The sequence below is a fragment of the Fundidesulfovibrio agrisoli genome, from assembly GCF_022808715.1.
In the GTDB taxonomy this organism is placed as follows: Bacteria; Desulfobacterota; Desulfovibrionia; order Desulfovibrionales; family Desulfovibrionaceae; genus Fundidesulfovibrio; species Fundidesulfovibrio agrisoli.
In genome coordinates this window covers 56,054-79,077 of sequence record NZ_JAKZKX010000014.1, presented here as the reverse complement: position 1 = coordinate 79,077, position 23,024 = coordinate 56,054, and the positions used below count along the sequence as shown (strand labels likewise).

Annotated in this window: 26 protein-coding genes; 12 read left to right on the top strand and 14 right to left on the bottom strand. The window is 66.2% G+C overall.

Annotated elements, in window-relative coordinates; genetic code table 11:
- Positions 1-6: 6 nt before the first annotated feature.
- From fliR to MLE27_RS11520, 12 genes are all read left to right on the top strand, one after another.
- Entirely contained in the window at positions 7-792 is a 786-nt protein-coding gene (fliR, locus tag MLE27_RS11575; RefSeq protein WP_243312234.1) for a flagellar biosynthetic protein FliR, read from the top strand.
- Positions 793-796: 4 nt separating this feature from the next.
- Entirely contained in the window at positions 797-1,870 is a 1,074-nt protein-coding gene (gene flhB / locus MLE27_RS11570; RefSeq protein WP_243312233.1) for a flagellar type III secretion system protein FlhB, read from the top strand.
- A gap of 22 nt (positions 1,871-1,892) precedes the next feature.
- The gene (gene flhA / locus MLE27_RS11565; protein ID WP_243312232.1) at positions 1,893-3,992 is read left to right on the top strand and encodes a flagellar biosynthesis protein FlhA; all 2,100 of its coding nucleotides are present in this window, start codon (positions 1,893-1,895) and stop codon (positions 3,990-3,992) included.
- A gap of 31 nt (positions 3,993-4,023) precedes the next feature.
- Positions 4,024-5,073: a flagellar biosynthesis protein FlhF gene (locus tag MLE27_RS11560; protein WP_243312231.1), complete on the top strand. Its 1,050-nt coding sequence runs from the start codon at positions 4,024-4,026 to the stop codon at positions 5,071-5,073.
- Positions 5,074-5,087: 14 nt separating this feature from the next.
- Positions 5,088-5,918, top strand: coding sequence for a MinD/ParA family protein (locus MLE27_RS11555; RefSeq protein WP_243312230.1), 831 nt, complete (start codon positions 5,088-5,090; stop codon positions 5,916-5,918).
- Positions 5,860-6,654, top strand: coding sequence for a FliA/WhiG family RNA polymerase sigma factor (locus tag MLE27_RS11550; protein ID WP_243312229.1), 795 nt, complete (start codon positions 5,860-5,862; stop codon positions 6,652-6,654). Before MLE27_RS11555 ends, MLE27_RS11550 begins: the two co-directional genes overlap by 59 nt.
- A 78-nt stretch (positions 6,655-6,732) precedes the next feature.
- The gene (locus tag MLE27_RS11545) at positions 6,733-7,116 is read left to right on the top strand and encodes a chemotaxis response regulator CheY (RefSeq protein ID WP_243312228.1); all 384 of its coding nucleotides are present in this window, start codon (positions 6,733-6,735) and stop codon (positions 7,114-7,116) included.
- A gap of 51 nt (positions 7,117-7,167) precedes the next feature.
- Positions 7,168-7,914 (top strand): flagellar basal body-associated FliL family protein, encoded by a 747-nt coding sequence (locus MLE27_RS11540; protein WP_243312227.1) that lies wholly within the window; start codon positions 7,168-7,170, stop codon positions 7,912-7,914.
- Positions 7,914-8,231 (top strand): hypothetical protein, encoded by a 318-nt coding sequence (locus tag MLE27_RS11535; RefSeq protein ID WP_243312226.1) that lies wholly within the window; start codon positions 7,914-7,916, stop codon positions 8,229-8,231. Before MLE27_RS11540 ends, MLE27_RS11535 begins: the two co-directional genes overlap by 1 nt.
- 2 nt (positions 8,232-8,233) lie before the next feature.
- Positions 8,234-8,650, top strand: coding sequence for a hypothetical protein (locus MLE27_RS11530; protein WP_243312225.1), 417 nt, complete (start codon positions 8,234-8,236; stop codon positions 8,648-8,650).
- Between the two features lie 24 nt (positions 8,651-8,674).
- Complete coding sequence (locus MLE27_RS11525) at positions 8,675-8,971, top strand: hypothetical protein (protein ID WP_243312224.1); 297 nt, start codon at positions 8,675-8,677, stop codon at positions 8,969-8,971.
- 115 nt (positions 8,972-9,086) lie between these two features.
- Complete coding sequence (locus tag MLE27_RS11520; RefSeq protein ID WP_243312223.1) at positions 9,087-10,442, top strand: dihydrolipoyl dehydrogenase family protein; 1,356 nt, start codon at positions 9,087-9,089, stop codon at positions 10,440-10,442.
- 369 nt (positions 10,443-10,811) lie between these two features.
- Here the strand turns inward: MLE27_RS11520 and MLE27_RS11515 are convergent, their stop codons facing one another.
- The 14 genes from MLE27_RS11515 to MLE27_RS11450 form a co-directional block, all read right to left on the bottom strand.
- Positions 10,812-11,678 carry a ThiF family adenylyltransferase gene (locus MLE27_RS11515; protein WP_243312222.1) on the bottom strand — a complete coding sequence of 289 codons (867 nt, stop codon included), beginning with the start codon at positions 11,676-11,678 and terminating at the stop codon, positions 10,812-10,814.
- Positions 11,675-11,899, bottom strand: a complete 225-nt coding sequence (locus MLE27_RS11510; RefSeq protein WP_243312221.1) for a MoaD/ThiS family protein — start codon at positions 11,897-11,899, stop codon at positions 11,675-11,677. The genes MLE27_RS11515 and MLE27_RS11510 overlap by 4 nt, the downstream gene beginning before the upstream one ends.
- A 94-nt stretch (positions 11,900-11,993) precedes the next feature.
- Positions 11,994-13,721 (bottom strand): aldehyde ferredoxin oxidoreductase C-terminal domain-containing protein, encoded by a 1,728-nt coding sequence (locus tag MLE27_RS11505; RefSeq protein WP_243312220.1) that lies wholly within the window; start codon positions 13,719-13,721, stop codon positions 11,994-11,996.
- 382 nt (positions 13,722-14,103) lie between these two features.
- On the bottom strand, positions 14,104-14,568 hold the full coding sequence (locus MLE27_RS11500; protein WP_243312219.1) for a phosphatidylglycerophosphatase A family protein: 465 nt from the start codon (positions 14,566-14,568) through the stop codon (positions 14,104-14,106).
- Between the two features lie 43 nt (positions 14,569-14,611).
- Positions 14,612-15,925: a hypothetical protein gene (locus MLE27_RS11495; RefSeq protein WP_243312218.1), complete on the bottom strand. Its 1,314-nt coding sequence runs from the start codon at positions 15,923-15,925 to the stop codon at positions 14,612-14,614.
- 10 nt (positions 15,926-15,935) lie between these two features.
- Complete coding sequence (locus MLE27_RS11490; RefSeq protein WP_243312217.1) at positions 15,936-16,556, bottom strand: Maf family protein; 621 nt, start codon at positions 16,554-16,556, stop codon at positions 15,936-15,938.
- A gap of 196 nt (positions 16,557-16,752) precedes the next feature.
- Positions 16,753-16,902, bottom strand: coding sequence for a hypothetical protein (locus MLE27_RS11485; protein ID WP_243312216.1), 150 nt, complete (start codon positions 16,900-16,902; stop codon positions 16,753-16,755).
- Positions 16,903-17,036: 134 nt separating this feature from the next.
- On the bottom strand, positions 17,037-17,996 hold the full coding sequence (locus MLE27_RS11480) for a tetratricopeptide repeat protein (protein WP_243312215.1): 960 nt from the start codon (positions 17,994-17,996) through the stop codon (positions 17,037-17,039).
- A gap of 127 nt (positions 17,997-18,123) precedes the next feature.
- On the bottom strand, positions 18,124-18,939 hold the full coding sequence (gene mutM / locus MLE27_RS11475) for a bifunctional DNA-formamidopyrimidine glycosylase/DNA-(apurinic or apyrimidinic site) lyase (RefSeq protein WP_243312214.1): 816 nt from the start codon (positions 18,937-18,939) through the stop codon (positions 18,124-18,126).
- Positions 18,939-20,198: a ChaN family lipoprotein gene (locus tag MLE27_RS11470; RefSeq protein WP_243312213.1), complete on the bottom strand. Its 1,260-nt coding sequence runs from the start codon at positions 20,196-20,198 to the stop codon at positions 18,939-18,941. The genes mutM and MLE27_RS11470 overlap by 1 nt, the downstream gene beginning before the upstream one ends.
- Positions 20,189-21,454 carry a phenylacetate--CoA ligase family protein gene (locus MLE27_RS11465; protein ID WP_243312212.1) on the bottom strand — a complete coding sequence of 422 codons (1,266 nt, stop codon included), beginning with the start codon at positions 21,452-21,454 and terminating at the stop codon, positions 20,189-20,191. The genes MLE27_RS11470 and MLE27_RS11465 overlap by 10 nt, the downstream gene beginning before the upstream one ends.
- A 374-nt stretch (positions 21,455-21,828) precedes the next feature.
- Entirely contained in the window at positions 21,829-22,143 is a 315-nt protein-coding gene (locus tag MLE27_RS11460; RefSeq protein ID WP_243312248.1) for a cupin domain-containing protein, read from the bottom strand.
- A 137-nt stretch (positions 22,144-22,280) separates the two neighbouring features.
- A complete protein-coding gene (locus MLE27_RS11455) occupies positions 22,281-22,439 on the bottom strand; it encodes a rubredoxin (RefSeq protein WP_243312211.1) in 159 nt (52 codons plus the stop codon).
- A 28-nt stretch (positions 22,440-22,467) separates the two neighbouring features.
- Positions 22,468-22,962: a rubrerythrin family protein gene (locus MLE27_RS11450; RefSeq protein WP_243312210.1), complete on the bottom strand. Its 495-nt coding sequence runs from the start codon at positions 22,960-22,962 to the stop codon at positions 22,468-22,470.
- Between the last annotated feature and the right edge of the window lie 62 nt (positions 22,963-23,024).

The following is a 23,024-nucleotide window of genomic DNA, read 5'->3' as shown; positions in this document are numbered from 1 at the left end:
CCCCGCATGGAACTCTTCAACCTCCAGGCCGTCCAGTTCTTCAGCCTGTTCCTCACCATCATCCGGGTGAGCCTGGTGGTGTTTCTGCTGCCCTTCTTCGGGGCCGGCGCCATCCCCAACCCGGTCAAGGGCGCGCTGTGCATCGTGCTCAGCCTCGCCGTCTGGCCCAGGCTCTCCTTCCCGGGGGAGCTGCTCCCCATGGACGCCCTGGGCCTGACCCTGATGATCGCGGGCGAGCTGGTGCTGGGCCTCGTGCTGGACATCATCGTCAACTTCCTGTTCTCGGCGGTGATGACGGGCGGGCACATGATGGGCTTCTCCATGGGCTTCTCCATGATGAGCGTGCTCGACCCCATGACCGGCTCCTCGGATTCGGTCACCGCCCAGTTGCTCAACCAGTGCACCATCATGATGTTTCTCTCCCTGAACGGGCACCTCTTCCTGCTCACCAGCCTGGCCCAGAGCTTCCAGCTGGTGCCGCCCGGGGCGCTGTTCATCACCCCCGCCCTGGCCGACTCCGTGCTCAAGTTTTCGGCGGAGATCTTCGTGCTGGCCGTTAAGATCTGCGCGCCCGTGATCGCCGCGCTCTTCCTGGTGGACCTGGCCCTGGCCCTGGTCTCGCGCGCGGCGCCCCAGATGAACGTGATCCAGATCGGCTTCCCCGCCAAGATCACCGTGGGCTTCCTGTTCATGACCCTGACCATGGCCGCCCTGGCGCACTACGTGGCCGACTTCATTTCGGAGCTTGGCCCCATGTACACGGCGGTGATGCACCGCATGCCCGGCAGGTAGCCCCATGGCGGAGAAAGACCCGAGCAGAACAGAACCGGCGACCCAAAAACGAATAACCGACGCCCGCAAGAAGGGCTCCGTCGCCAAGAGCGCCGAGCTGCCCAAGCTGGCCGTGCTGCTCATGGGCGCGCTGGCCGTGCGCATGACCATCGGCACCTACGAGTCGGAGCTGACCGCCATCTTCCGCTGGTTCCTGAGCGAAGGCATGCGCACCGAGATCACCATGGGCAGCGTCAACGCCATGCTTGTGGACGTCTGCATGCGCCTGGCCAAGATGCTGCTGCCCCTGCTGCTCATCATCGCGGCCACTGCCTACACGGTGATGCGCGTCCAGGTGGGCAGCCTGTGGATCAACCACCTGGCCAACTTCGACTGGGGCAAGCTCTTCAACCCCATGAACGGCCTCAAGGCCCTGTTCGCCGACCCCAAGGCCCTGGTGCGCCTCGCGCGGCAGGTGGCCCAGGCCGCGGCCATCGCCATCGCCCCGTACATCGTGCTCAAGAAGGAGTTCGCCAGCTTCATCCCGCTGTTCTACAACAACGCCCACGGCCTGGCCGTGTACATCCTGCAGAGCTCCATGACCATGCTCTGGTACACCCTGGTTCCCATGGCCCTCATCGCGGCCTTCGACGTCTGGTACACCCGCTGGGACTACGCCGAGAGCATGAAGATGACCAAAAGCGAAGTGAAGGACGAGCACCGCAACGTGGAGGGCGACCCGCAGGTCAAGTCCAAGCAGCGCCAGAAGATGTTCGAGGTCATGGGCAAGCGCATGCTCAAGAACGTGCCCAAGGCGGACGTGGTCATCACCAACCCCACCCACATCGCGGTGGCCCTGCAATACAACCCGCTCATCGCCCCGGCCCCCATCGTGGTGGCCAAGGGCGCCGACCACCTGGCCAAGAAAATAAAGGACATCGCCTACGACAACGGGGTGCCCGTGCGCGAGAACAAGCCTCTGGCACGGGCATTGTATAAGGATTCGGACGTAGGGGAGGTGATCCCCGAGGAACTCTTCCAGGCCGTGGCCGCAGTGCTCGCCACCCTGGACAAGTTCCGCAACCGCATCCCCCGTTAGCTCTTAGGAAGGTGTCAAAAACATGGCCAAGACCGACATCCTGGACATAAACTACGCGCGGTTCTCCACCCAGGGCGACATCATGCTCGCGGGCGGCGTGGTGCTCATCCTCTTCGTGATGCTGGTGCCGGTGCCCACCATGGTCATCGACCTGATGCTCACGCTGTCGATCTCCATCAGCCTCGTGGTGCTGGTCACGTCCATGTTCATGACCTCGCCCCTCGAGTTCTCCATCTACCCCACGCTGCTGCTGGTCACCACCTTGATGCGCCTCTCGCTCAACGTGGCCTCCACGCGCCTGATCCTGCTGCACGGCGACGAAGGCACGAGCGCGGCGGGCCAGGTCATCCGGGCCTTCGGCGAGTTCGTGGTGGGCGGCAACTACGTCATCGGCGTGGTCGTGTTTTTGATCCTGTTCTCGCTCAACAAGACCGTCATCGTGGCGGGCACCACGCGCATCGCGGAGGTGGCCGCCCGCTTCACCCTGGACGCCATGCCCGGCAAGCAGATGGCCATCGAGGCGGACCTCAACGCGGGCATCATCACCGAACAGCAGGCCAACAAGCGCCGCGAGATGATCCGCAAGGAGGCCGACTTCTACGGCGCCATGGACGGCGCGGGCAAGTTCGTTTCGGGCGACGTGAAGGCGACCATACTCATCGCGGTCATCAACATCGTGGGCGGCTTCCTCATCGGCGTCATGCAAAAGGGCATGGACTGGAAGACGGCGGCCTCCACCTACACCATCCTGACCATCGGCGACGGTCTGGTCTCCATCATACCCTCGATCATCATCTCCACGTCCGCGGGTTTGATCGTCTCCCGCGCGGCCGCCGAGGCGCGCATGGGCGAGGAGTTCATCGCCCAGCTCACCTTCCACCCCAAGGCCCTGAAGCTGGTCAGCGGCATTCTGCTTCTCTTCGGCCTGGTGCCCGGCATGCCCTTCATCCCCTTCACGGCGCTGGCGGGGCTCATGTTCCTGCTCTCGCAGGTGAGCAAGAGGCAGAAGGACATCCTGGCCGAGGGCCAGGCCGAGGACGACAAGCCCAAGCCCCAGGAGCTGGAGACCCCCGAGGAGGTCCAGCAGCTGCTGCCCCTGGACGCCCTGGAGCTGGAAGTGGGCTACGGCCTGATCCCCCTGGTGGACGAGGACCAGAACGGCAACCTCCTGGCGCGCATACGCTCCATCCGCCGCCAGTTCGCCCTGGACATGGGCGTCATCATCCCGTCGCTGCACCTGCGCGACAACCTGCAGCTCAAGCCCGGCCAGTACGCCGTGCTCATCAAGGGCAACGAGGTGGCCTCGGCCGAGATCCTCATCGACCACTTCCTGGCCATGGACCCGGGCGACGTGAAGCACCGCATCCAGGGCGTGGACACCCGCGAGCCCGCCTTCAACCTGCCCGCGCTGTGGATTCCCGACGCCTCCAAGGAGGAGGCCATGCTGGCGGGCTACACCGTGGTGGACCCGGCCACCGTGATCTCCACCCACCTCACCGAGGTGTTCAAGCGCAACCTGCACGAGTTCCTGGGCCGCCAGGAGGTGCAGAGCCTGCTGGACAACCTGCACAAGCGCGCCCCCAAGGCCGTGGAGGAGCTGGTGCCCGGCGTGCTCAACCTGGGCGCGGTGCAGAAGGTGCTGCAGAACCTGGTGCGCGAGGGCGTCTCCGTGCGCGACATGCTGACCATCGTCGAAACTTTGGCGGACTACGGCCACGCCACCAAGGACCCCGACCAGCTCACGGAATACGTCCGCTCCCGCATGGGCCGCTCCATCGTGAAGCCCTTTCTCACCTCGGAGTCGGCGCTGCCCATCTTCACCCTGGCCCCCAACGTGGAGACCATCATCCGCGACTCCATCCGCCGCACGGACACCGGCTCCTACATGGCCATGGACCCGGGCTCGGCGCAGTCGCTCATCACCAACCTGAACCAGCACCTGGAGCGGGCCATGCTGAGCGAAGGGCAGCCCGTCCTGCTCGTGACCCCCACCTCCAGGCCCCATTTGGCCCAGCTTTTGAATAGGTTCATTCCGACGCTGCCGGTGATCTCACAGGCCGAAATTCCGGCGGACATAAAGCTTCAATCCATTGCCATCATAGGACTGAGCCATGCGGGTTAAAACATTCAGGGGTACGAGCGCGGCGCTGGTCATGACCCAGATCAAGAAGGAACTGGGCCCCGAGGCGGTCATCCTCTCCAACCAGACCCGCCGCGAGAACGGCATGTCCTACTGCGAGATCATGGCCGCGGTGGACCAGGACCTGGAGGCCCCCAAACCGGCAGCCGAGGACGACCAGCTCCCCCAGGCGGCCCGCGCCCCGCGCGGCGGCTGGGAGAAGGAGTGGTGCGAGATCAAGGGCCACCTGAGCGCCCTGCTCAAGCCCCACCTGGACCTGGACGCCCTGCCCCCCAGGCTCAAGATGGCCATGCAGCACCTGGAGCGCGAAGAGGTGGAGGAGCCGGTGCTCACCGGGCTGTTCCTCAAGCTCAAGGGCGCGCAGAACCCCTCCCTGCTGGCGGAGCTGGGCCGGGTGGCCCAGGTGAAGCCCTACGGCGAGTTCAAGCAGAAGTTCCAGCTCATGGCCGGGCCTTCCGGCGCGGGCAAGACCAGCGTCCTCTTGCGCATGGCCCTGGCCGCCAGGCAGGCGCACCCCAACTGGCGCATCGGCATCGTCAACTGCGACGAGCGCACCGCGGGCGGCAAATCCCCCCTGAAGCGCTCTGCCGAGCTCTCCGGCATCCAGTTCGCCGACGCCGCCGACCCCGAGGATTTCGACCGCATCCTCATCGCCTGCAGAAATTTCGACGCCATCTACGTGGACCTGCCCGCCCTGCCCCAGGGCCAGACCCTCGACGCCTGGCTGCGCGCCCGCAACATGGAAGCCCGCGACGACGTGGCCGCCCACCTGGCCCTGCCGCCCCACTTCAGCCCCGCGCATTACGCCCGGGTCTGGGAACAATATCGTTGCAATGCGCTGCAAAGCGTGGTCTGGACGAAATTGGACGAAGCCGGTACTTTTGGAAGCCTGATCAACGTGGGCCGCATGACGGAACTGCCCGCCTCGGCCTTCTGCTTCGGACCAGGCCTTACGGGGACCATGGCCGAAGCCGCCTCCCAGGCGATGTGGAAGATCGTCTTCTCCCACCAGATGCCTGGGGCTCAAGCCCCGGCGTCGCAAACCGTGGAACAGGCCGCGTAAACGGAACCCAGCGCATGCACTCGAAAAATCCGCCCCTTGTCTTCTCCGTCACCTCCGGCAAGGGGGGCGTCGGCAAAACCAACATTTCCGTGAACCTGGCCCTGTGCCTGGCCAAGCTGGACAAGCGCGTGGTCCTCCTCGACGCCGACCTCGGCCTGGCCAACGTGGACGTGGTGCTGGGCCTGGCCCCGGAGCTCAACCTCTTCCACCTGTTCCACCAGGGCGTGAGCCTCAAGAAGGTGCTCTACAAGACGCCCTACGGCTTCCACATCCTGCCCGCATCCTCCGGCGTGGCGGAGATGCTCTCGCTCTCCACCGGGCAGAAGCTGGAACTCCTGGAGGCCATGGACTACCTCGAGGACAGGATCGATTACCTCATCGTGGATACCGGCGCGGGCATCAACGACAACGTGCTCTACTTCAACCTGGCCGCGCGCGAGCGCCTGCTGGTGCTCACCACGGAGCCCACGTCCCTCACGGACGCCTACGCCCTCATCAAGGTCATGCACATGAACCATGCGGTGAACCGCTTCCGCGTGGTGGTGAACATGGCGCAAAGCGAAAAGGCGGCCAAACAGGTTTTCAGCAAGCTCTACGCGGCCTGCGACCACTTCCTCGATGGAATTTCTCTGGATTTTGTAGACTTTATACCGCATGATACCACAGTGCGGCAGGCGGTCATCCGCCAAACGCCATTTTGTCACATGGCCCCGGAAGCGCCTGCAAGCCTGAAGGTGGGGGCGATTGCCCGCAAAATTACAAGCTGGGACGTCGACGCGCAACTCGATGGAAACATCAAGTTCTTCTGGAAAAAGCTCCTCTTCCAAGAGCAGCCCGTGGCTTAGCTTCGAAGCCGGAGCCAAGTCTTGGCAGGACTTTGCCCAGGCGGATCGGCAGGACATCGTCAGGCACTACTCCCCCAAGATCAAGCTCCTGGCGTTGCGGCTCAAGGCCAAGCTGCCCCCCAGCGTGGAGCTGGGGGAGCTGCTCAGCGCCGGGGCGCTCGGGCTCATGGAGGCCTTGGGCCGCTTCAAGCCGGAGATGGGCATCAAGTTCGAGACGTTCGCCGAGTCGCGCATCAAGGGCGCCATGCTCGACGAACTGCGCAAGCTCGACTGGTTCAGCCGGGGCCAGCGCCACCGGGTGCGCGTCATCGACGAGGCCATCCGCAAGCTGGAGGCGGTGTCCGACGCCACGCCCACCCCGGAACAGCTTTCCGGCGTCACGGGCCTCTCCGTCAAGGAAGTGACCCAGGCCATGGAGGCCATGCAGAGCCAGCTCTGCCTGAGCCTGGACGCCATCACCGAGAATTTGACCTCGTTCAAGCAGCAGCAGATCGACAACGAGCCCTACAAATCGGCGGCTCTCAAAGAAATCATTGACAAACTGGCGCTGCTTATTGATGAACTGACGCCACGGGAACAGCTTGTGCTCTCACTGTATTACGTGGAAGAGCTCAACATGCGTGAGACCAGCGAAGTCATGGGCATCACCGAAGGCCGTGTTTCCCAGTTGCATTCCCAGGCCCTGGCCAAGCTGCGCAACAAGTTCCACGCGCAGTTCGGTATCGTGGACGCCTAGCGGGAAGCGGCAGCCAGACCCGGCGACACGTTTCGTAGCCTCCCCGCCGCCGGCGGGACATGCCAAAAGGAGACCGTCATGGCCGTGAACAAAGACATGCGAGTGCTCGTGGTGGACGATTTCTCCACCATGCGCCGCATCATCAAGAACATCCTGCGCCAGTTGGGCTTCACCAACATCATCGAGGCCGACGACGGCACCACCGCATGGGAGATTCTCAACAAGGACCGCATCGATTTCGTCATCTCGGACTGGAACATGCCCAAGATGCCCGGCATCGAACTGCTGCGCAAGGTGCGCGCCAGCGAAGAGTTCGCCGCCATGCCCTTCCTGATGGTCACGGCCGAAGCCCAGCAGGAGAACATCATCGAGGCCGTGCAGGCCAAGGTCTCCAACTACATCGTCAAGCCGTTCACTGCCGAGACCCTCGGCCAGAAGATCGAGAAGATCTTCGACAAGTAAACACCGGCGGGGCCTCGCGCCCCGCCATTTCACCCCCCGCACGGATCACACATGGCCGCGCCGCCGCCCCCCGACGACACCGCCCCCCCGGGCGGCCCCCGCGACGGAGTGCTGGACCCGGCCGCCTCCGACCAGGCCAAGGCCAGGCTCGACGACACCGAACTTTCCGCAGGCTCGCCGCGCGCCCAGCAGAAGGTCGAGCTGGACCTCGACGACGCCCCCTTCCTCGAAGACGAACCGGAGGAGGCCGCCCCCCTCCCCGAGATTCCCACAGCACCGCCGCCCCAGGAGCTCGACGAGCCCCTCAAGCTGCCCTTCTGGAAGAAGAAGCTCGTGCTTATCGGCGGTGCGGCCCTGTTGCTGGTGGCAGGGGCCGCCGTGTGGTGGTTCTTCCTGCGCACGCCGCCCGAGCCCCCGCCGCCTCCGCCGCCGCCCCCGCCGGTGGAGGAGCCCGCTCCGCCTCCGCCTCCGCCGCCGCCGCCTCCGCCGCCGGACGTCTTTCTGGAGCTGGCCCCCTTCGTGGTGGAAAAGGTGGACGCCAAGGGCGTGAGCAGGGTAGTCAACATCAAGCTCAAGCTGGTGTACAAGCAGGACAGCCCCATTGCGCCCGAGTTGCAGCTCAAGTCGTTCCCCATAAGGGACGGCCTGTACTACAACCTGAAGAACAAGACTTTCAACAATCTGACCGACAAGGACGAGGTGGAGAAGATCCGGGAAGAGCTGCGCGGGGTGGTGAACAACTACCTCAACTCCGGACAGATCGACCAGGTGCTGTTCGACGAATTGCTGGTGAAATGATGGCGGACATCAACATCACGGCTCCCATCGTGCAAATGCCCAACCTCCAGGGCATGGCCGCCGCCCAGCTGGCCCACCCGGAGGTGCAGCAGGTCTTCGCCCAGCAGATGGCCCTGCAGATCCAGAAGGACCAGCAGCATCAGGTCCAGAAGGTCGAAAAGCAGGAATCCGCCGTGATGGTGAAGGACGAGGACTCATCCCGCCAGTCCGCCCAGCACCAGCAGCAGCCCCGCCGCCAGCGTCACCCCGACGAGGGGGAGGATGCGCCCCCGTCCTCGTCGCCCTGGATCGGGCATCTGCTCGACAAGAAGGTGTGAACGTGTCTTTTCAGGAATGGATTCTGCTCGCCCTCACCGGCAGCGAGCTCGTGCTGCTCATCCTTGTGGTGGGCTTTTTCGCCAGGCTGCGCCGCTCCGAGGATTCGCTCTCCGCGCTGCAGGCCAACCACGGCGAGCTGATGGGCAAGCTGGAGCGCAGCGCCCGGCTGGAGCAGGAGCTGCTCGAATCCTTCGAGGCGCGCCAGAAGGAGCTCATCCGGCTGGAGGACAAGCTCGACGCCCGCGCCCGCGAACTCTCCGCCCTGGTCAAGACTGCCGAGGACATGACCCGCTCCCCGGACTTCCTGCGCCAGGTGGTGCTCTCCGGCCACAAGAAGGGCCAGACGCCCAAGGCCCTGGCCAAGGCCACGGGCCTCAGCCCGGACGAGGTGGCGCTCATCATCTCCCAGGCCAAGTAGCTCTCATCGCGAGGCAAACCGACCATGCGCATCCAGGGCCAGGGGACTTCCTTCGGTTCCGGCGGCAACCGCCAGGACTCCCAGCGCTCCCGCCGCTTCCGCATGGCGCACCGGGCCGGGCAGAAGGTGCGCGGCACCGTGGTGGCCTGGGAGGAGCCGGGCCTGGCCTGGGTGGAGATCGACGGGCACCGCCTGCTGGCCGCCATCAGCCAGGACGCCGCCCTGGGCCTTGAGCGGCAGTTCCTGATCGTTCGGCTAGAGCCCGACATCATGCTGCGCGAGCTCACAGCCGGTTCGAAAGGCCTGGACGTGCTGGTATGAGACGCATAACCGTTACGCCCGACTCCATAATTTTTCTTGCCCTGTACGGCGCCTTCAATCTACCACCATCGGACGGCAACATCCGGATTTCGTACACCCTTACCCTGTGAACACCATGCCATCAGATCTCTTCATCGTCGGGGGCGGACCCGCAGGCTACGACGCGGCCATGGCCGCCGCCAAGCGCGGCATCAAGACCACGCTGGTGGAAAAGGAACATCTGGGCGGCTCCTGCCTGAACTGGGGCTGCATTCCGACCAAGTTCCTGCTGGGCGCGGTTGCGCCCCTGGCCGAACTGGAAGGCCAGGTCAAAATGAAGACCGCCTCCGGGCAGATCCAGCTCGACCTGCCCGCCCTGGTGGACCGCAAGAAGCGCCACCTGGAGGCCACGCGCAAGGCCATGGCCGCCGCCCTGGAAAAGTCCGGCGTTGAGCTGGTGCGCGGCGAGCTGAAGATGATCGGCGCGGTGAAGTCGGTGGTCACCGTGGGGGACGAGCCCCAGGTCTTCGAATACAAGCGCTGCATCCTGGCCACGGGCAGCCGCCCGGCCGCGCACCCCGGCCTCAAGGCCGACCACGACGCCATCCTCAATTCCGGCGACATCCTGAGCCTGCGCGAGGTCCCCAAGACACTGCTGGTGGTGGGCGCTGGCTTCATCGGGCTGGAGCTGGCCCAGTTCTTCTCCCGCGCGGGGTCGGCCGTCACCCTGGTCGAGGCCGCGCCGCGCATCGCCCCGTCGGAGGACGAAGAGGTCTCCAAGGCGCTGCACCAGTCCTTCAAGCGCATGGGCTGGGACATCCACACCGGCGTGCGCATCGCCGCGCTGGAGAACGCCGACGGCCGCGCCCGCCTGGTGCTGGAGGACGGCCGCGAGTTCGGCGCGGACAAGTGCCTGCTGGCCGTGGGGCGCCTGCCCAACTCCCGCAACCTGATGCTTGAGATGCTCGGGGCCGAGGTCAAGGGCGCGGGCTGGGTGCACACCGACGAGCAGCTCATGGCCTCGCCCACGGTCTACTGCGTGGGCGACGTCAACGGCCGCACCCTGCTGGCCCACGCCGCCTCCAGCCAGGGCGAATGGGCCGTGCGCCACTTCGCCGGCGAGGTCGCCGGAGCGTATGAGCCAGGCCCCATCCCCGGCTGCATGTATGGCGCGCCCGAGACCATGCGCGTGGGCGTCATGGAGGCCCAGGCCCGCGAGGAAGGCATGGACGTGAAGGTCTCCCGTTCGCAGATGGTGGCCAACCCCATCGCCCAGGCCCACGGGGCCACGGGCGGGCTGGTCAAGTGCGTGTGGGGCGAAGGCAGGCTCGTGGGCGTGACCGCCGTGGGCCACGGCGTGGCCTCCCTGGCCACGCTGGGCACGGTGCTCGTCTCCCAGGGCTGGACCCACAAGCAGTGCGAGGAGTTCATCTTCCCCCACCCCACCCTGGACGAGGCCCTCAAGGCCGCCCTGCTCGGCCCCGCCGCCTAGCGCCCTTGAGACTTAACAATCAGCGCGGCGCTTGCGGTTGAACGGGCCGGGCTTTTTATTCGTAGAAGAGAAAAGCCTCCGGCGGCCAGAGAGGGCGCTGCCCTCTCTGGACTCTCCCGCCAAAGGAACTTCGTTCCTTTGGAATCCTGTATAGCTTCACGTCATCATAGGTTGCCGATGCTCCTGCGCGGCAACCTTTCACTTTGAGGGAGAGCCGTCCTGAGGGGGCTGCGGCATCAAGCCGGGACATATTGGCTGGGAACAATGCGAAGCTCAATGGGAGTCCAGAGGGAGGAACTCCCTCTGGCGGGGTTCAGGGGCAGCGCCCCTGGCCGCCGGAGGCTCCTCCTCCCCTCACCTCTCCAGCTCTTACCCCAGGCTGAACCGGTCCCAGCTCATGGTGCCCAGGTCCACGGCCACCATGCGCCCGTGCGGTCCGCCGAGCTGCGGCTCCCGCCCCAGGGCCAGCCTCACGGCCTCGGCCAACACCAGCCCCACGGCCACGTTGATGGCCGGGGCCAGACACCCCAGATGATCCTCGGCGCAGAGCCCACCCGTGTCCCCGCCGGGGCAGAACAGGTCCGCCGGGCCGGGGCAGCCGGGCAGCACGGTGGCGGCCATGGCCGTCCAGCCGGCCACGCTGGCCGTCACCATCGGCACCCCGGCCAGCGCCGCGCCGCGCAGGGCCGCCGGGCGGCTGGCCATGCCGCCCAGGGCGTCCAGGGCGATGTCCGCGTCCTGGAAGAACTCGGCGAACCCGGCCTCGTCCACGAAGAGCTGGCGCACGTTGAGCTCCACGGCGGGGTTCACGTCCTCAACGCGCTGGGCCGCGGCGCGGGCCTTGGGCAAGCCAAGGGTCGCCCCGGTGGCCAGAAGCTGGCGGTTGAGGTTGGAGGGCTCGAACACGTCGTGGTCGGCGGCGCGCACCATGCCGAACCCAAGGCGGGCCAGCCCTTCCAGCAGGGGGCCGCCAAGGCCGCCAAGGCCCACCAGGGCCACGCGGGTGCGCAGCAGCGCGGCTTGCGAGGGGCAGTCCAGGGAGTTGAAATTGCGGAGGTAGCGCGCGGGGATTATCTCCCGCTCCAGGGCCAGGATCTCGGTCTCGCGCAGGCTGAGGCCCAGCAGGTGGGCGGCGCTGCGCACGGCGCGGGGGGAAATGGTGCGGACGGGGCTGCCGTCCGGCATGGAGGCTGATTCGGCCAGATCGTCCAGGGTCCGGCCAGGGTCGGTGTTCATCCTCCGGCCACGGCCGGGAACATGCCCACGCGGTCGCCGTCCTTGAGGGGGGCGTCCAGGTCGACGCGCAGGCCGTTGACGAAGAGGATCTTCACGCCGTCGCGGGGGATGCCGAGCAGGTCCACCAGCTTGCCCGTGGTCATGCCGGGGGCGATGTCCATCTGCCCGCCGGGGGGCGAATACTGGGCCAGGGTGGCGAAGCAGTTCACTGTTATGGGCATGGCGTTCGTGGTGGGCGGGCCTTGGCCCGCCCGGTTGTGATTGGGGCTCCTGGGGCACCCTACACGTTGGGCGCCCCAGGAGTAAAGGATTGGCTTAGACAGCCTTGACGGCCTGCATCTCCTCGGTGGTGAAGTCCCAGGTGACGTTGTGGGGAGGCAGGGTCTCGGACATGAACTCGGGCAGCTGGTCGTGGGCGGCAGTGAAGCCCGCGGCCGCGTTGAAGGCGAACTCGTCCTTCAGGATGGACTTGCCCAGGTTGATGAAGTCGTCCGCGGTGAAGGGCTTGCCGTAGGCGGCCTGGATCATGTTGGACATGCACTCCACGCCGTCGGGGGTGTCCAGCACGGCGAAGGCCACGAACAGGCAGAAGCCGCTGGCGTCGATGGCCGCCGTGGCGATCTGCAGGGCCTTGGAGAGCTCGACCTGGCCGTCCTTGGTCAGCGGGTTGACGTTGCCGCCCACGCCCAGGATGTTCTGGGCCACGGAGTAGCCGGCGGTGTGGTCGGCGCCCATGGGGGTGGTGGCGTAGGTGATGCCCACGCCCTTGACGGCGCGCGGGTCGTAGGCGGGCATGGCCTGGTTCTTGACCACGGGCACGCGGTCGATGCCGTAGGCCTGGGCCACGTAGTTGGTGCCGCCGCCGATGATGCGGCCCATGGGGCTCTTGGGATCGTAGACGCTCTTGAGCAGCTCGATGGCGCCCTTGCCGTCGCCCCAGGCCACCAGCCCGGCTTCCATGGCCATAGCCATGGCGTTGGCGGTCTCGATGGTGTCCAGGCCCAGGTCGTCGCAGAGACGGTCGAGCATGGCGATGTCGTCGATGTCCTTCACCAGGATGTTGGAGCCGAAGCCCCAGACGGTCTCATATTCGAAGCCGCTGGTGAGGTACTTGCCTTCCTTGTCGTGGAAGGCCTGGGAGCACTGGATGATGCAGCCCGCGTGGCAGCCTTCCTTCACTTCGCCGCCGCGCGCCTTGATGAGCTCGGCGATCTTCTCGCCGCTGATGTCGCCCGCGTTGTCGAAGCGGCCGGAGCGGAAGTTCTTGGTGGGCAGGCCGCCCGCCTCGTTGAGGATGTTCACAAGCACGGCGGTGCCCAGGTTGGGCAGGGCTTCGGCGGTGACGGGGTGGCCCTTGATGATCTCGACCCAGCGCTTGGCCGCGGCCTTGAAGGCGTCCTTGTCGGCGATGGCGGGGCTCGAGCCGGATTCGACGATCACCACGGCCTTGACGCCCTTGGAGCCCATGACGGCGCCCATGCCGCCACGACCGGCGGCGCGGGCCGGACGCCCGTTGGGGTCGGCGACCTGGATAGAGGCGTTCTGGCGGCAGGTGTCGCCCGCGGGCCCGACGCACAGCACGGAGGCCTTCTCGCCGTGTTTGGCCATCAGGCGCTTCACGGTTTCATAGGTGCCCAGGTAGCGCAGGTCGGAGGCGTCCTCGAAGGTCACGTCGTTCTTGCCGATGATGATGGTCACCGGGGCGGAGCCCGCTTCGGGCTTGCCCTCGAGCACCACGCCCATCAGATCCAGCCGGGCCAAACGCTGTGCGAAGGAACCGCCCACGTTGGATTCCTTGATGCCCCCGGTCAGGGGGGACTTGGCGCCCACGGAGAGGCGGCCCGAGGAGCCGGCCGGACGGCCGGTGACCATGCCGGTGGCCAGAACCAGCTTGTTCTTCGCGCCCAGGGGGTGGCAGGTGGGCGGAACCTCGCGGCTGACAAGGCGCGAGCTGAGCGCGCGGCCGCCGAGGCCTTCGTAGGCGCCCATGGGATCAAAGGAGTAGGTCTGTTTGCTGGTGTCGATACGCAGAAGACGGGACATGCGGCTTCCCTCCGGTTTTATGGGGTTTCTCGTTGAGGAACCGGGTCTGCTCCTGGTTCCGCAACGGGGAAGAAGGAACAGCTCATCTAAGGGCGCAGCTACATAAAGTTTAATTATTCTGTCAATTTATGCCACCTCTGGCATAAGAGTCATAAGGACACAGGCATGACAAAAGGGTAAGTCCTACATTTTTGAAGTGGGTCAGATTGACTCGCGGGAGGTGGGGTGCAAGCCGATGCGCCGAAGCCGCATTTGGCTGGCAACAGACTATTATCGTGGGGGAAATTGAGGGCGGCCTCGCATGATGACGAGGCGGGACCGGCCAGGCGGGGCACCCGGCCGGGAAGGCAAAAAAAACTGTTAAAATCTGTTCACGGTGTTTTCAAACGCCCAGCCGGACCAGAACCCCGAGGCACATGGCGGCATACACACCGGCCAGGGCGTCGTCGAGCATCACGCCGAAGCCGCCGGGGAGCCAGCTTTCCGAGGCCCGCACCGGCCAGGGCTTGGCGATGTCGAAGATGCGGAACAGTACGAAGCCCAGCACCAGCTGACGCACGCTCAAAGCCGGGAAGCACAGGTAGGCGAGCCACTGCCCGAGCACCTCGTCGATGATGCAGAGGCCGGGGTCCTTGCGGCAGGTGACGCGCTCGACCACGTCGCAGGCCAGGCCGCCGCCAAGGAACACCAGGGCCAGGATGCACAGCCTGGCCGCGAAGGAGGCGTCCAGGAACAGCCAGGGCGCGGCGAGCATGGCCGCCAGGGAGCCCACAGTGCCCGAGGCAGGCATGCGGCCCAAAGGGCCGAGGGAGGCGAAGGCGAAGGCGGTGCGTTCGGTGAAGCTCATGGTGTTCTCTCCTCGGGGCTGGTGGGGCTGGCGGGGTGGGGGCTCAGCGCCAATACCATATCTGGATGAAGGTGAGCAGGAAGTCGATCAGGGTGAAGCCGTGCAGGTTCAGGATGTCGTAGATGCCCACGATCATAAGCGACAGGGTGTAGTAGCACATGGCCGCCATGATGAAGAGGCTCAGGTAGAGCCACTGCGTGGCGGCCACGGCCTGCACGAAGGCGGCGATGCCCGCCGCGAACACGGGCAGGAACTCCACGAACGGGCGCATGCCGAAGGCGTAGCCGTAGGTCCAGTCGTGCCAGGAGGCGATGATCCATGCGTTGCACGCGAACAGGGCCAGGCAGCAGGCGCAGAAGAAGGCGTCGCGCCTGAGGCCCAGCAGGTGGCCCAGCAGGGCGAAGGCCAGCACCGGGCTGAACACGAACAGGCCCCGATGCAGGCTCCAGAGCACCTCCGCCAGGTGGGGGTGCAGGAAGTCGAAGGTTTCGTGGCTGTAGGAGTAGAACAGGAAGGAGCCGCAGGCCAGCTTCCAGTAGGCCATCTGCAGGATGACCGGGGCCGCGGACAGCGCGGCGGCCAGCGCCAGCCTGCCCGGCCGGCGCAGCACCTGGCCGAACTGGCCCCAGAGCATTGGCGCGAGCAGGATGGCCACCGTGATGTTGGTGGGCCTGGTCACGGCCGCGAGCCCCAGGGTCAGGCCGATGGCCGGCAGCGACGCCGCGCCCTTGCAGGTGAGCAGCCAGAGCAGCAGCGCCACCAGAAAGAACGAATACACGTGGGACATGCTCACGAAATAGGCGGCGTAGAACAGGAAGTTGGTGCCCAGCAGGCAGGCCAGACAGGCTGTGAAGGCCGCCACGGGGCCGTAGCGCCGCCTGAGCGCCGCGAAGAGCAGGTTCATGCCCGCCCAGGCGTAGAGCGCGGCGGACCAGATGAGCATGTGCATGTAGGGGGCGCTCAGGCCGTCCAGGGGCCTGCCGCCCAACCAGGCCAGCAGGCTCGCGGCCAGGAAGCCGGGCAGCATGAGCAGGGCCGTGCCCAGGGGGTACTTGGTGTAATGGCCGTTTCCGGCGGGATTGGGCAGCAGGCCGTACTCCTCGAGGCGCTGGGGGTCCAGCCTGGAGGTGAAGGCGCGCATTGCCGGATCGCGATCCAGCAGCAGCGAGGGCAGATAGGCGTAGTAGCCCACGCCGTCGCCCTTGAGGGGAGGCCAGAAGCGGTCCTTGCCGTAGATCGAGAGGGCGACGGTGGCCAGCGCCGCGATCAGGCAGGCGTTGAAGGCCAGGGCCTGCACCAGACCGGAAAGCCCCTCCGGGGGCGACAGGCGGGCGGCGGAGGACGGATCGGCGCTCATGCGGCGGGGATCAGTCCTGGCCGCAGGTGCGGCGCGGGCAGATGGCCCCGGCCAGGGCCAGGGCGTGCACCGTCTCGGACAGGGGCAGGCCCACCACGTTGGAGTAGGACCCGTCGATGGATTCGATCATGAACCCGCCCAGCCCTTGGATGGCGTAGCCCCCGGCCTTGTCCAGGGATTCGCCCGTGGCCGCGTAGGAGGCGATGGTCTGGGGCGTGAGCGGGCCGAAGCGCACCAGGGTGCTCACGGGTTCGGCCCAGACGGCCTCGCCGTCGGGGCCAAGCAGGCAGCAGGCCGTGACCACGGTGTGCTCGCGCCCGGCGAGCAGGCCGATCATGCGCGCGGCGTCGTCCTTGTCCACTGGCTTGCCCAGGATGTGCTCCCCCACGGCAACCACGGTGTCGGCGCCCAGCACGAATGCGCCCGGCCTGTTCCGGGCCACGTCGCGCGCCTTGAGGCAGGCCAGCCGCAGGGCGTAGCCGCCAGGGGTCTCCCCTTCGTCCGGCGCGGGCTCCTCCACGGCGGAGACAACCACGTCGAAGTCGACGCCTGTCGAGGCCAGCAGCTCCTTGCGTCTGGGTGAAGCCGAGGCCAGGACGATATCCGCCGTGTTCGCGAAGGCGCCGGTCATTGCTGCTGTCACTCCGGGGGGTTGGGTGTTTCGTATCCCGCCTCGCCTAGCCCACGGCGGGGGTTGGGTCAACATCGCGTTGGGCCGGAGGCCTGCCTGCCTAATTCGGATGAATAAAAAAGCGGCGGCCCGGGCGGGTCGCCGCGTTGTCGTCCGAGGTGGCCGAGGCCGGGCAAAGAGAGGGCGCAGGCGCGGCTCAGGCCCGCTTCTTGGCCTCCCGCTGTTTGGCCTTCTCGAAGTTGATGCCGAGCATGCTCTTCTTCTTTTCCCGGGTCTGGAACGTCAGCCTGGCCCCCAGGTAGAAGCAGAGCAGGATGACCACCCCCCAGAATACGTAAACACTCACGTTGTTACCCTTCCCGGCCGCAGCCGCCGTCCCTTCCGGGCCCGGCCCCTGCGGCGCACCCCCGGGCCCGGCCGGGGAAGAAAAAAGGCGCGAGAACAGCCCGCGCCTGAACCGTCACTCCTGGCTTTGGCAGGCTATTCCGAACAGACGCCGCTTTTTCTGGCGTTTTCCCACATTTCGCAGTCGCCCTTCTCGCAGGCCGTCTTGAGGTCCGGGCACATTTTGACGGGCTGGTTGAGCTTCAGATAAGCAGCCCCGCGCCCCTTGTATACCTCGGCGTCGGTGTAACCCAGCTTGATGGCCCTGTCGTATTCGTCGATGGCCTTGGAGAAGGAGCCCATCTTGTAATAGGTGTGGCCGCGCATCATCATCGCCAGGGTATCCTGCGAGTTGATGGCGATGCACTTGTTGTAGTCGTCCAGGGCCTTGTCCAGATTGTTGAGCATGAAGTTGGCGTGCCCGCGCCCGGCGTAATAACTGGCGTTCTTGGGGTCAAGCTTGATTGCGGCGTCGAACTTGTCCACGGCCTGGGCGTAGTTGTTCTGGCGGCCAAGCTCCATGCCCTTCTCGTAGGCGTCCTGCGCGGGGCCTGAGGCCTGCTGGGCCTGCTGCCCGGAGGCTGCCGCAGTGGCCGCCGCAGCGGCTGCCGCGGGGGCCTTGCCATCCGTGGTGCGCATGGCCTCCTCGGCGTTACGCACGGCCTCGGCGTTGGACTGCACCACCGCCGGATGCTTGTGCCGCTTGGACTCCTTCTTGGACTTGCCGGACTTGGACTTGCCGGTGTCGTGGCCCTTGGAACTCTTGGAGCCGGAGGACTTGGCATCCTTCGCAGAGTTCTTAGAGTCCTTCGAGGAGCTCTTGCCGTCCTTCGAGGCGGCTTTCGCGGGGGCCTTCGCGTCCTTGGGGGAGGGCTTGGCTCCAGCCTTGGAATCCTTCGAGGAAGCCTTGTCCGCCGGCTTCGCCCCGGATGTCGAGGCCTTGCTGCCGGATTTGGTGGCGGCGGTGTTCGGGTCGTTCTTAGCCGAGACTCCGGTGACGCCGCAGGCCAGGACCATGATGATGAGTGTAATGAATATGCAGTTGATTCGGCGCATTGGTACGTCCGCTATCCAATTGGTTGCCGCGGCTTCGTGCCGCAGGCCGGACACTAGCCCCTTAGGCAGGCCTGGGCAAGCATCCCTGATGAATCCAATTGTGAAGAATAATTCATGTAACGGCAAATCAGAGCTGGCAGACGGGGCAGAAAACTGTGGCGCGCCCGGCCACGCGGTCGCCTTCGAGTTTGGCTCCGCAGACGGCGCAGGGCTGCCCGGCGCGGCCGTACACCTTGAAATCCCACTGGAAGGCTCCCTCCACGCCGTGGGCGGTGCGGTAGTCCCTGATGGTGCTGCCCCCGGCCGCGATGGCGCGGGAGAGGACGTCCTTGAGGGCGGCCAGCAGGGCCTTGCGCCTGGGGGCATCCAGCAGGTCCGCCCGGGCCTGGGGCCTGATCCCGGCCAGGAACAGGGCCTCGTCCGCGTAGATGTTGCCGATGCCCGCCACGACGTGCTGGTTCAGCAGCAAGGCCTTGATGTTGCCTTTGCTCCCGCCCAGGGCCGCATCGAAGCCTTCGTCTGTGAGGGTCAGGGGCTCGGGGCCCAGGGATGCGTAGAAGTCCCACTTCTCGATGCCGCCCGGCCCGAACCCGTGGCAGGTGCCGAAGCGCCGCGTGTCGGAGAAGTGCAGGGCGCGCCCGTCCGCCAGATGCAGGATGAGGCGCAGGTGCCGTTCGTGCGGGGTTCCGGGCTCCGGCACGTAGAGCCGCCCGGTCATGCGCAGGTGGAAGGCGATTCGCCCGCCGCCCTCCATCTCAAGGAGGCAGAGCTTGCCCCGGCGGGAGACGGCCTCGATGCGCCTGCCCCCAAGCTCGCGCAGGAAGGCCTTGCCGTCGCCGGGAAAGGCCCGGCGGTCCAGCACGGTGAGCCCCTCCAGCACGGCGCCGCGCAGCAGGGGGTCGAGCCCCCTGGCGATGGTTTCAACCTCGGGAAGTTCGGGCATCAGGACCCCGGCGCGTTAGGCTGGGCCTGCTGCTGATCCTGGGGCCCGTCCGGCTGCCCGTTCGGCTGCTGGCCCGGCTGCTGGCCCGGCTGGGGCTGGACGAGGGGGATGTCGATCTCCACGCTGCCGCCGTCCCGCCCGATCTCGAGCACCAGGGTGCCGCCCTGCTCCAGGGCGCGCATGGCCGCGGCGTGCAGATCCTTGACGGTGGCGAGGCGCTCGCCCTGGGCCTTGAGCAGCAGGTCGCCCGGGCGCACTCCGGCGGCCTCGGCCTTGGAGCCCGGGTCCACCGCGGTGACCGAAAGCCCGCCATCGACGCTCTCCAGGGCCACGCCGATGCGCGGTCGCCGGGGCGGCTCCGGGCAGTAGGCGAACACTTGGGCCTCTGCGGGGTCGGGCTGCCCGCCGCCCCGCCAGGGCATGACCAGAAGCCTCGGCCCGGCGGGGTCCAACACGGCGAGCCGGGCGGCGATGCCCCAGCCCCGCTCCACATGCCCGCCCCCGGCCATGATGGCCACGGGCCTGTCCCAGATGCGGCGGGCCTGGGTGGCGCGCTGGGCCATGGTGGTGTCCCAGAGGGCCTGCACGGTCAGGAAGCTCTTCCAGGCGGCCCTGGCGTCCTTGGGCTTGCCGAAGGGGTGGGCGTTGAAAATCTCGCGCAGCTCCGCCTTCTGGGCCTCGGAAACGGGGATGATTTTGGCGGGGAGCCCTTGGCGTTCTTCGGCGCTCAAACCCTTGAGCCCCACCTTGCCCGCCTTGCGGACCACGTCGCGCGGGGCGTTCAGGGCGTAGAGCGGCAGGCCCAGGCTCCTGGCCGCATCGAACAGGGGGCGGTAGGCTTCGAAGGGGTGGCCCCAGGTCTTGTCCCAGTCCAGGGCTTCGGGCAGGCCGTCAACGCCGATCTCCCCGGCGTTGAAGCGGTCCAGCACGTCCTGGCGGTCCAGGCTGACCATCTCCAGCCCCACCACGGGCGGCGTTCCGGCCCGGCTCATGGCCTCGAGCACGCGGGCCTGGGCCAGATGGTCGCAGGGATAGGGGTGGCTCTCGCCGACGAGCACATAGGCAGAGGCGGCGGCCTTCTCCCCCAGTTCCCCGGAGCTCAGGGGCGCGCCCTGGGCGTCCAGGAACTGGCCAGGCTCGAAGGCGGCCGGCGCGGCGGCCGTTTCAGGCGACACATCGCTGTAGCGCTTGCAGCCCATGGGCGAAAAAAGCATGGCCGCCCAGAGGGCGGCCAGCGTGAGGTTTCGGGCTAATCCCACTTGCGCTTGTCCTCGATGGGCCGGATCTGCGCGGGCAGCGTGCCCGGCGCCAGCACCTTGAGTTCGGGGCGCAGCTTGATCTTCTCGCGGAACATGTGCAGCAACTCGTCGTCGCGCTTGAAGTTGCTGGCCTCGATGAGCAGCGTCATCTCGTCGATGCCGCCGGGGTTGGTGACCTCGATCTGCCAGCGCTTGATCTCCTCGAAGCGGGAGATGACCTGCTCCACCTGGTGCGGGTACACGAACATGCCCTTGATGCGGGCGGTGGTGTCCACGCGGCCCACGATGTTGCCCAGGCGCGGCGAGGTGCGCCCGCAGGAGCACGGGGCGCGGTCGATGTAGGAGAGGTCGCCGGTGGCAAGGCGGATCAGGGGATAGGTCTTGTTGAAGGCCGTGACCACGATCTCGCCCACCTCGCCGTCCTTGAGGGGGATGCCGGTGTCGGGGTGGCAGATCTCCACGAAGGCGCGGTTGGCGATGTGCAGGCCGTTCTTCTGGAAGCACTCGTAGCCGATGCAGCCCACGTCCGCCGTGCCGTAGCCCTGGCGCATGATGAGGTCGAACTTCTTCTCCAGGTTGGCGCGCATCTTCTCGGAGAACTTCTCGCCCGTGACGAAGGCCACCTCCAGGAAGAGATCCTTGCGGAGGTTCATGCCCGACTCCTCGCCCTTCTGGGCCAGGTGCATCAGGTAGCTGGGCGTGCCCACATAGCCGGTGACGCGCAGCTTCTGCATGATCTCGAGCTGAGTGGCGGAGTTGCCGGGGCCGGCGGGCATCACGGCGCAGCCGAGGTTGCGCAGGGGCTCCTCGAACATCAGGCCGGCCGGGGTCAGGTGGTAGTTGAAGGCCACCTGGACCACGTCGCCGGAGCGGAAGCCGGTGGCGTAGAAGCCCTCGGTCCAACCCCAGTAGTCGTCCTCGCGGTCTTCGGGGTCGAAGATTGGCCCGGGGGAGAGGAACACGCGGCGCAGGTCGCCCAGGTCCTTGGTGAGCAGCCCGCCCAGGCGCGGCCCCATGGACTGCAGGAAGATGAGTTCCTTCTTCTTGAGGATGGGGATGTGCTTGAGGTCGGTGAGCTGCTTGAACTTGCCCACCTGGAACTGGGCGCGGTCGAAGCGCTTCTTGACGTCCTCGGAGTAGCGGTATGCGTAGCTCAGCAGATCCTTGAGCTGGATCTGGTAATATTGGCGACGTTCGGATTCATCCAGCACCTCCCGGCGGGAGTAGATGCCTTCGGTCCGGTCCTTGCGGGTCATGGAGCGCTCCTTGATCTAGCAGCGGGAATGCCGCATTTCAGCATAAAAAGAAGGTTTTCCTAAGCCCTCCGGCAAAAAAAAGCAACTACGGCCATGCGCCGGGCGCAGGCGGGCTTCCGCCCGGCGACAACCGTCCGCGCTGGCGGGATATCTCCCTGAGAAACCGAGGTGGCGGCCGCATGGCAGGAGAGGAGATCGATCCGTTCAGGCCGGATATCCCTGGGTCATGCTCCCCGTCGTCAAGGCTTCCGGCCGCCCCCGTCCCGAAGGGGGCTCCCCCCGGGCGGGCATGGCGGGCCGGGCCGCAAAGCACCCGTGCCCACATACCGGAGCGCACCATGCGGCCTTGCGGCAGCGTCTTTCCGGCCCGAAGATCAGATAGGCGGCGCGATGGTCACCAGCACGCGCATGTCCGTAATGGCGTGGATGCCGTGGGGCTCGCTGATGTCGGACACCAGGATGTCGCCGGTCTTGGCCGGGATGGAGTCGTCCTCGGAGAGGAACTCCCCCTCGCCCGAAAGCACCACGATGGAGAGCTGCCCCTCGATCTCGTGGGAGTGGATGGGCATGGACTGCCCGGCCTTGAAGTTGAAGTTGATGATCTTGAAGAATTCCGAATCGTGGATGAGCGCGCTGTGGAAGGTGAGGTCCGTGAACCTGGCGCCCTCGAAAATCGCCGTCTTCTTCATCATGGCGGATCTCCAGCGGTAAAGGTGGCACTGTACGCCATACATAGCCCATATCGCCCACTCCGTCGAGGTCACAGGGCGCTTCGGCAACAAAAAAGCCCCCGGAAACCGGGGGCTTCGTTTTCAAGGGCCGCTCCCTACTCCACCTTCTCGAAGAATTCCTTCTCCGCGAGGCACTTGGGGCAGACCCAGTCCTCCGGGAGATCCTCCCAGGGGGTATCGGGTTTCACGTTGTGCTCGAAGTCGCCCTCTTCAGGGTCGTACACGTAGCCGCAAGGGCATTCCCACTTGTCCATCGAAACCTCCTGGCGTTCCGGGTACGGGTTAGCCGACGGTGTAGAAGGCCTTGGCCGCGGCGTTGCACACGGGACACTTGTCCGGGGCGTGTTCTTCACAGGTGTAGCCGCACACGGCGCAGATGTAGTACTCGGTCTCCTTGAGCCCGGCGGGGTCGGCCAGGGCCTTCTGGTACAGGGCGGCGTGGATTTTCTCCACCTCGTTGGCGTAGCGGAAGGCGCGCTCGGCCTGTTTGTTGCCCTCGGCGATGGCCTGCTCGATCATCTTGGGGTACATGCTCTCGAACTCGAAGGTCTCGCCCTCGACGGCGGCCTTGAGGTTGTCGGCGGTGCTGCCGACGCCCTTGAGCACCTGCAGGTGGGTGTGGGCGTGAACGGTCTCGGCCTCGGCGGCGGCGCGGAACAGCTTAGCCACCTGGTGCAGGCCTTCCTTGTCGGCCTGCTTGGCGAAAGCGAGGTATTTGCGGTTCGCCTGGGACTCACCGGCGAAAGCTTCCTTGAGGTTCTTCTCCGAATTAGACATATCGCCTCCTAGTCAGTAATGTTACGTTGTAATAATTTTTCCTAATAAAAAACCGGGCAAAA

What these genes read in the sequence shown, in the direction of transcription:
- MLE27_RS11505 (WP_243312220.1), bottom strand. Translation starts at nt 13,721, where the DNA reads ATGTCCCGTCTTCTGCGTATCGACACCAGCAAACAGACCTACTCCTTT.
- MLE27_RS11540 (WP_243312227.1), top strand. Translation starts at nt 7,168, where the DNA reads ATGGCCGCGCCGCCGCCCCCCGACGACACCGCCCCCCCGGGCGGCCCC.
- MLE27_RS11535 (WP_243312226.1), top strand. Translation starts at nt 7,914, where the DNA reads ATGGCGGACATCAACATCACGGCTCCCATCGTGCAAATGCCCAACCTC.
- MLE27_RS11460 (WP_243312248.1), bottom strand. Translation starts at nt 22,143, where the DNA reads ATGAAGAAGACGGCGATTTTCGAGGGCGCCAGGTTCACGGACCTCACC.
- MLE27_RS11525 (WP_243312224.1), top strand. Translation starts at nt 8,675, where the DNA reads ATGCGCATCCAGGGCCAGGGGACTTCCTTCGGTTCCGGCGGCAACCGC.
- MLE27_RS11450 (WP_243312210.1), bottom strand. Translation starts at nt 22,962, where the DNA reads ATGTCTAATTCGGAGAAGAACCTCAAGGAAGCTTTCGCCGGTGAGTCC.
- MLE27_RS11500 (WP_243312219.1), bottom strand. Translation starts at nt 14,568, where the DNA reads ATGAGCTTCACCGAACGCACCGCCTTCGCCTTCGCCTCCCTCGGCCCT.
- mutM (WP_243312214.1), bottom strand. Translation starts at nt 18,939, where the DNA reads ATGCCCGAACTTCCCGAGGTTGAAACCATCGCCAGGGGGCTCGACCCC.
- MLE27_RS11495 (WP_243312218.1), bottom strand. Translation starts at nt 15,925, where the DNA reads ATGAGCGCCGATCCGTCCTCCGCCGCCCGCCTGTCGCCCCCGGAGGGG.
- flhA (WP_243312232.1), top strand. Translation starts at nt 1,893, where the DNA reads ATGGCCAAGACCGACATCCTGGACATAAACTACGCGCGGTTCTCCACC.
- MLE27_RS11455 (WP_243312211.1), bottom strand. Translation starts at nt 22,439, where the DNA reads ATGGACAAGTGGGAATGCCCTTGCGGCTACGTGTACGACCCTGAAGAG.
- MLE27_RS11555 (WP_243312230.1), top strand. Translation starts at nt 5,088, where the DNA reads ATGCACTCGAAAAATCCGCCCCTTGTCTTCTCCGTCACCTCCGGCAAG.
- MLE27_RS11480 (WP_243312215.1), bottom strand. Translation starts at nt 17,996, where the DNA reads ATGCGCCGAATCAACTGCATATTCATTACACTCATCATCATGGTCCTG.
- MLE27_RS11465 (WP_243312212.1), bottom strand. Translation starts at nt 21,454, where the DNA reads ATGACCCGCAAGGACCGGACCGAAGGCATCTACTCCCGCCGGGAGGTG.
- MLE27_RS11490 (WP_243312217.1), bottom strand. Translation starts at nt 16,556, where the DNA reads ATGACCGGCGCCTTCGCGAACACGGCGGATATCGTCCTGGCCTCGGCT.
- MLE27_RS11515 (WP_243312222.1), bottom strand. Translation starts at nt 11,678, where the DNA reads ATGAACACCGACCCTGGCCGGACCCTGGACGATCTGGCCGAATCAGCC.
- fliR (WP_243312234.1), top strand. Translation starts at nt 7, where the DNA reads ATGGAACTCTTCAACCTCCAGGCCGTCCAGTTCTTCAGCCTGTTCCTC.
- MLE27_RS11560 (WP_243312231.1), top strand. Translation starts at nt 4,024, where the DNA reads ATGACCCAGATCAAGAAGGAACTGGGCCCCGAGGCGGTCATCCTCTCC.
- MLE27_RS11545 (WP_243312228.1), top strand. Translation starts at nt 6,733, where the DNA reads ATGGCCGTGAACAAAGACATGCGAGTGCTCGTGGTGGACGATTTCTCC.
- flhB (WP_243312233.1), top strand. Translation starts at nt 797, where the DNA reads ATGGCGGAGAAAGACCCGAGCAGAACAGAACCGGCGACCCAAAAACGA.
- MLE27_RS11550 (WP_243312229.1), top strand. Translation starts at nt 5,860, where the DNA reads ATGGAAACATCAAGTTCTTCTGGAAAAAGCTCCTCTTCCAAGAGCAGC.
- MLE27_RS11510 (WP_243312221.1), bottom strand. Translation starts at nt 11,899, where the DNA reads ATGCCCATAACAGTGAACTGCTTCGCCACCCTGGCCCAGTATTCGCCC.
- MLE27_RS11520 (WP_243312223.1), top strand. Translation starts at nt 9,087, where the DNA reads ATGCCATCAGATCTCTTCATCGTCGGGGGCGGACCCGCAGGCTACGAC.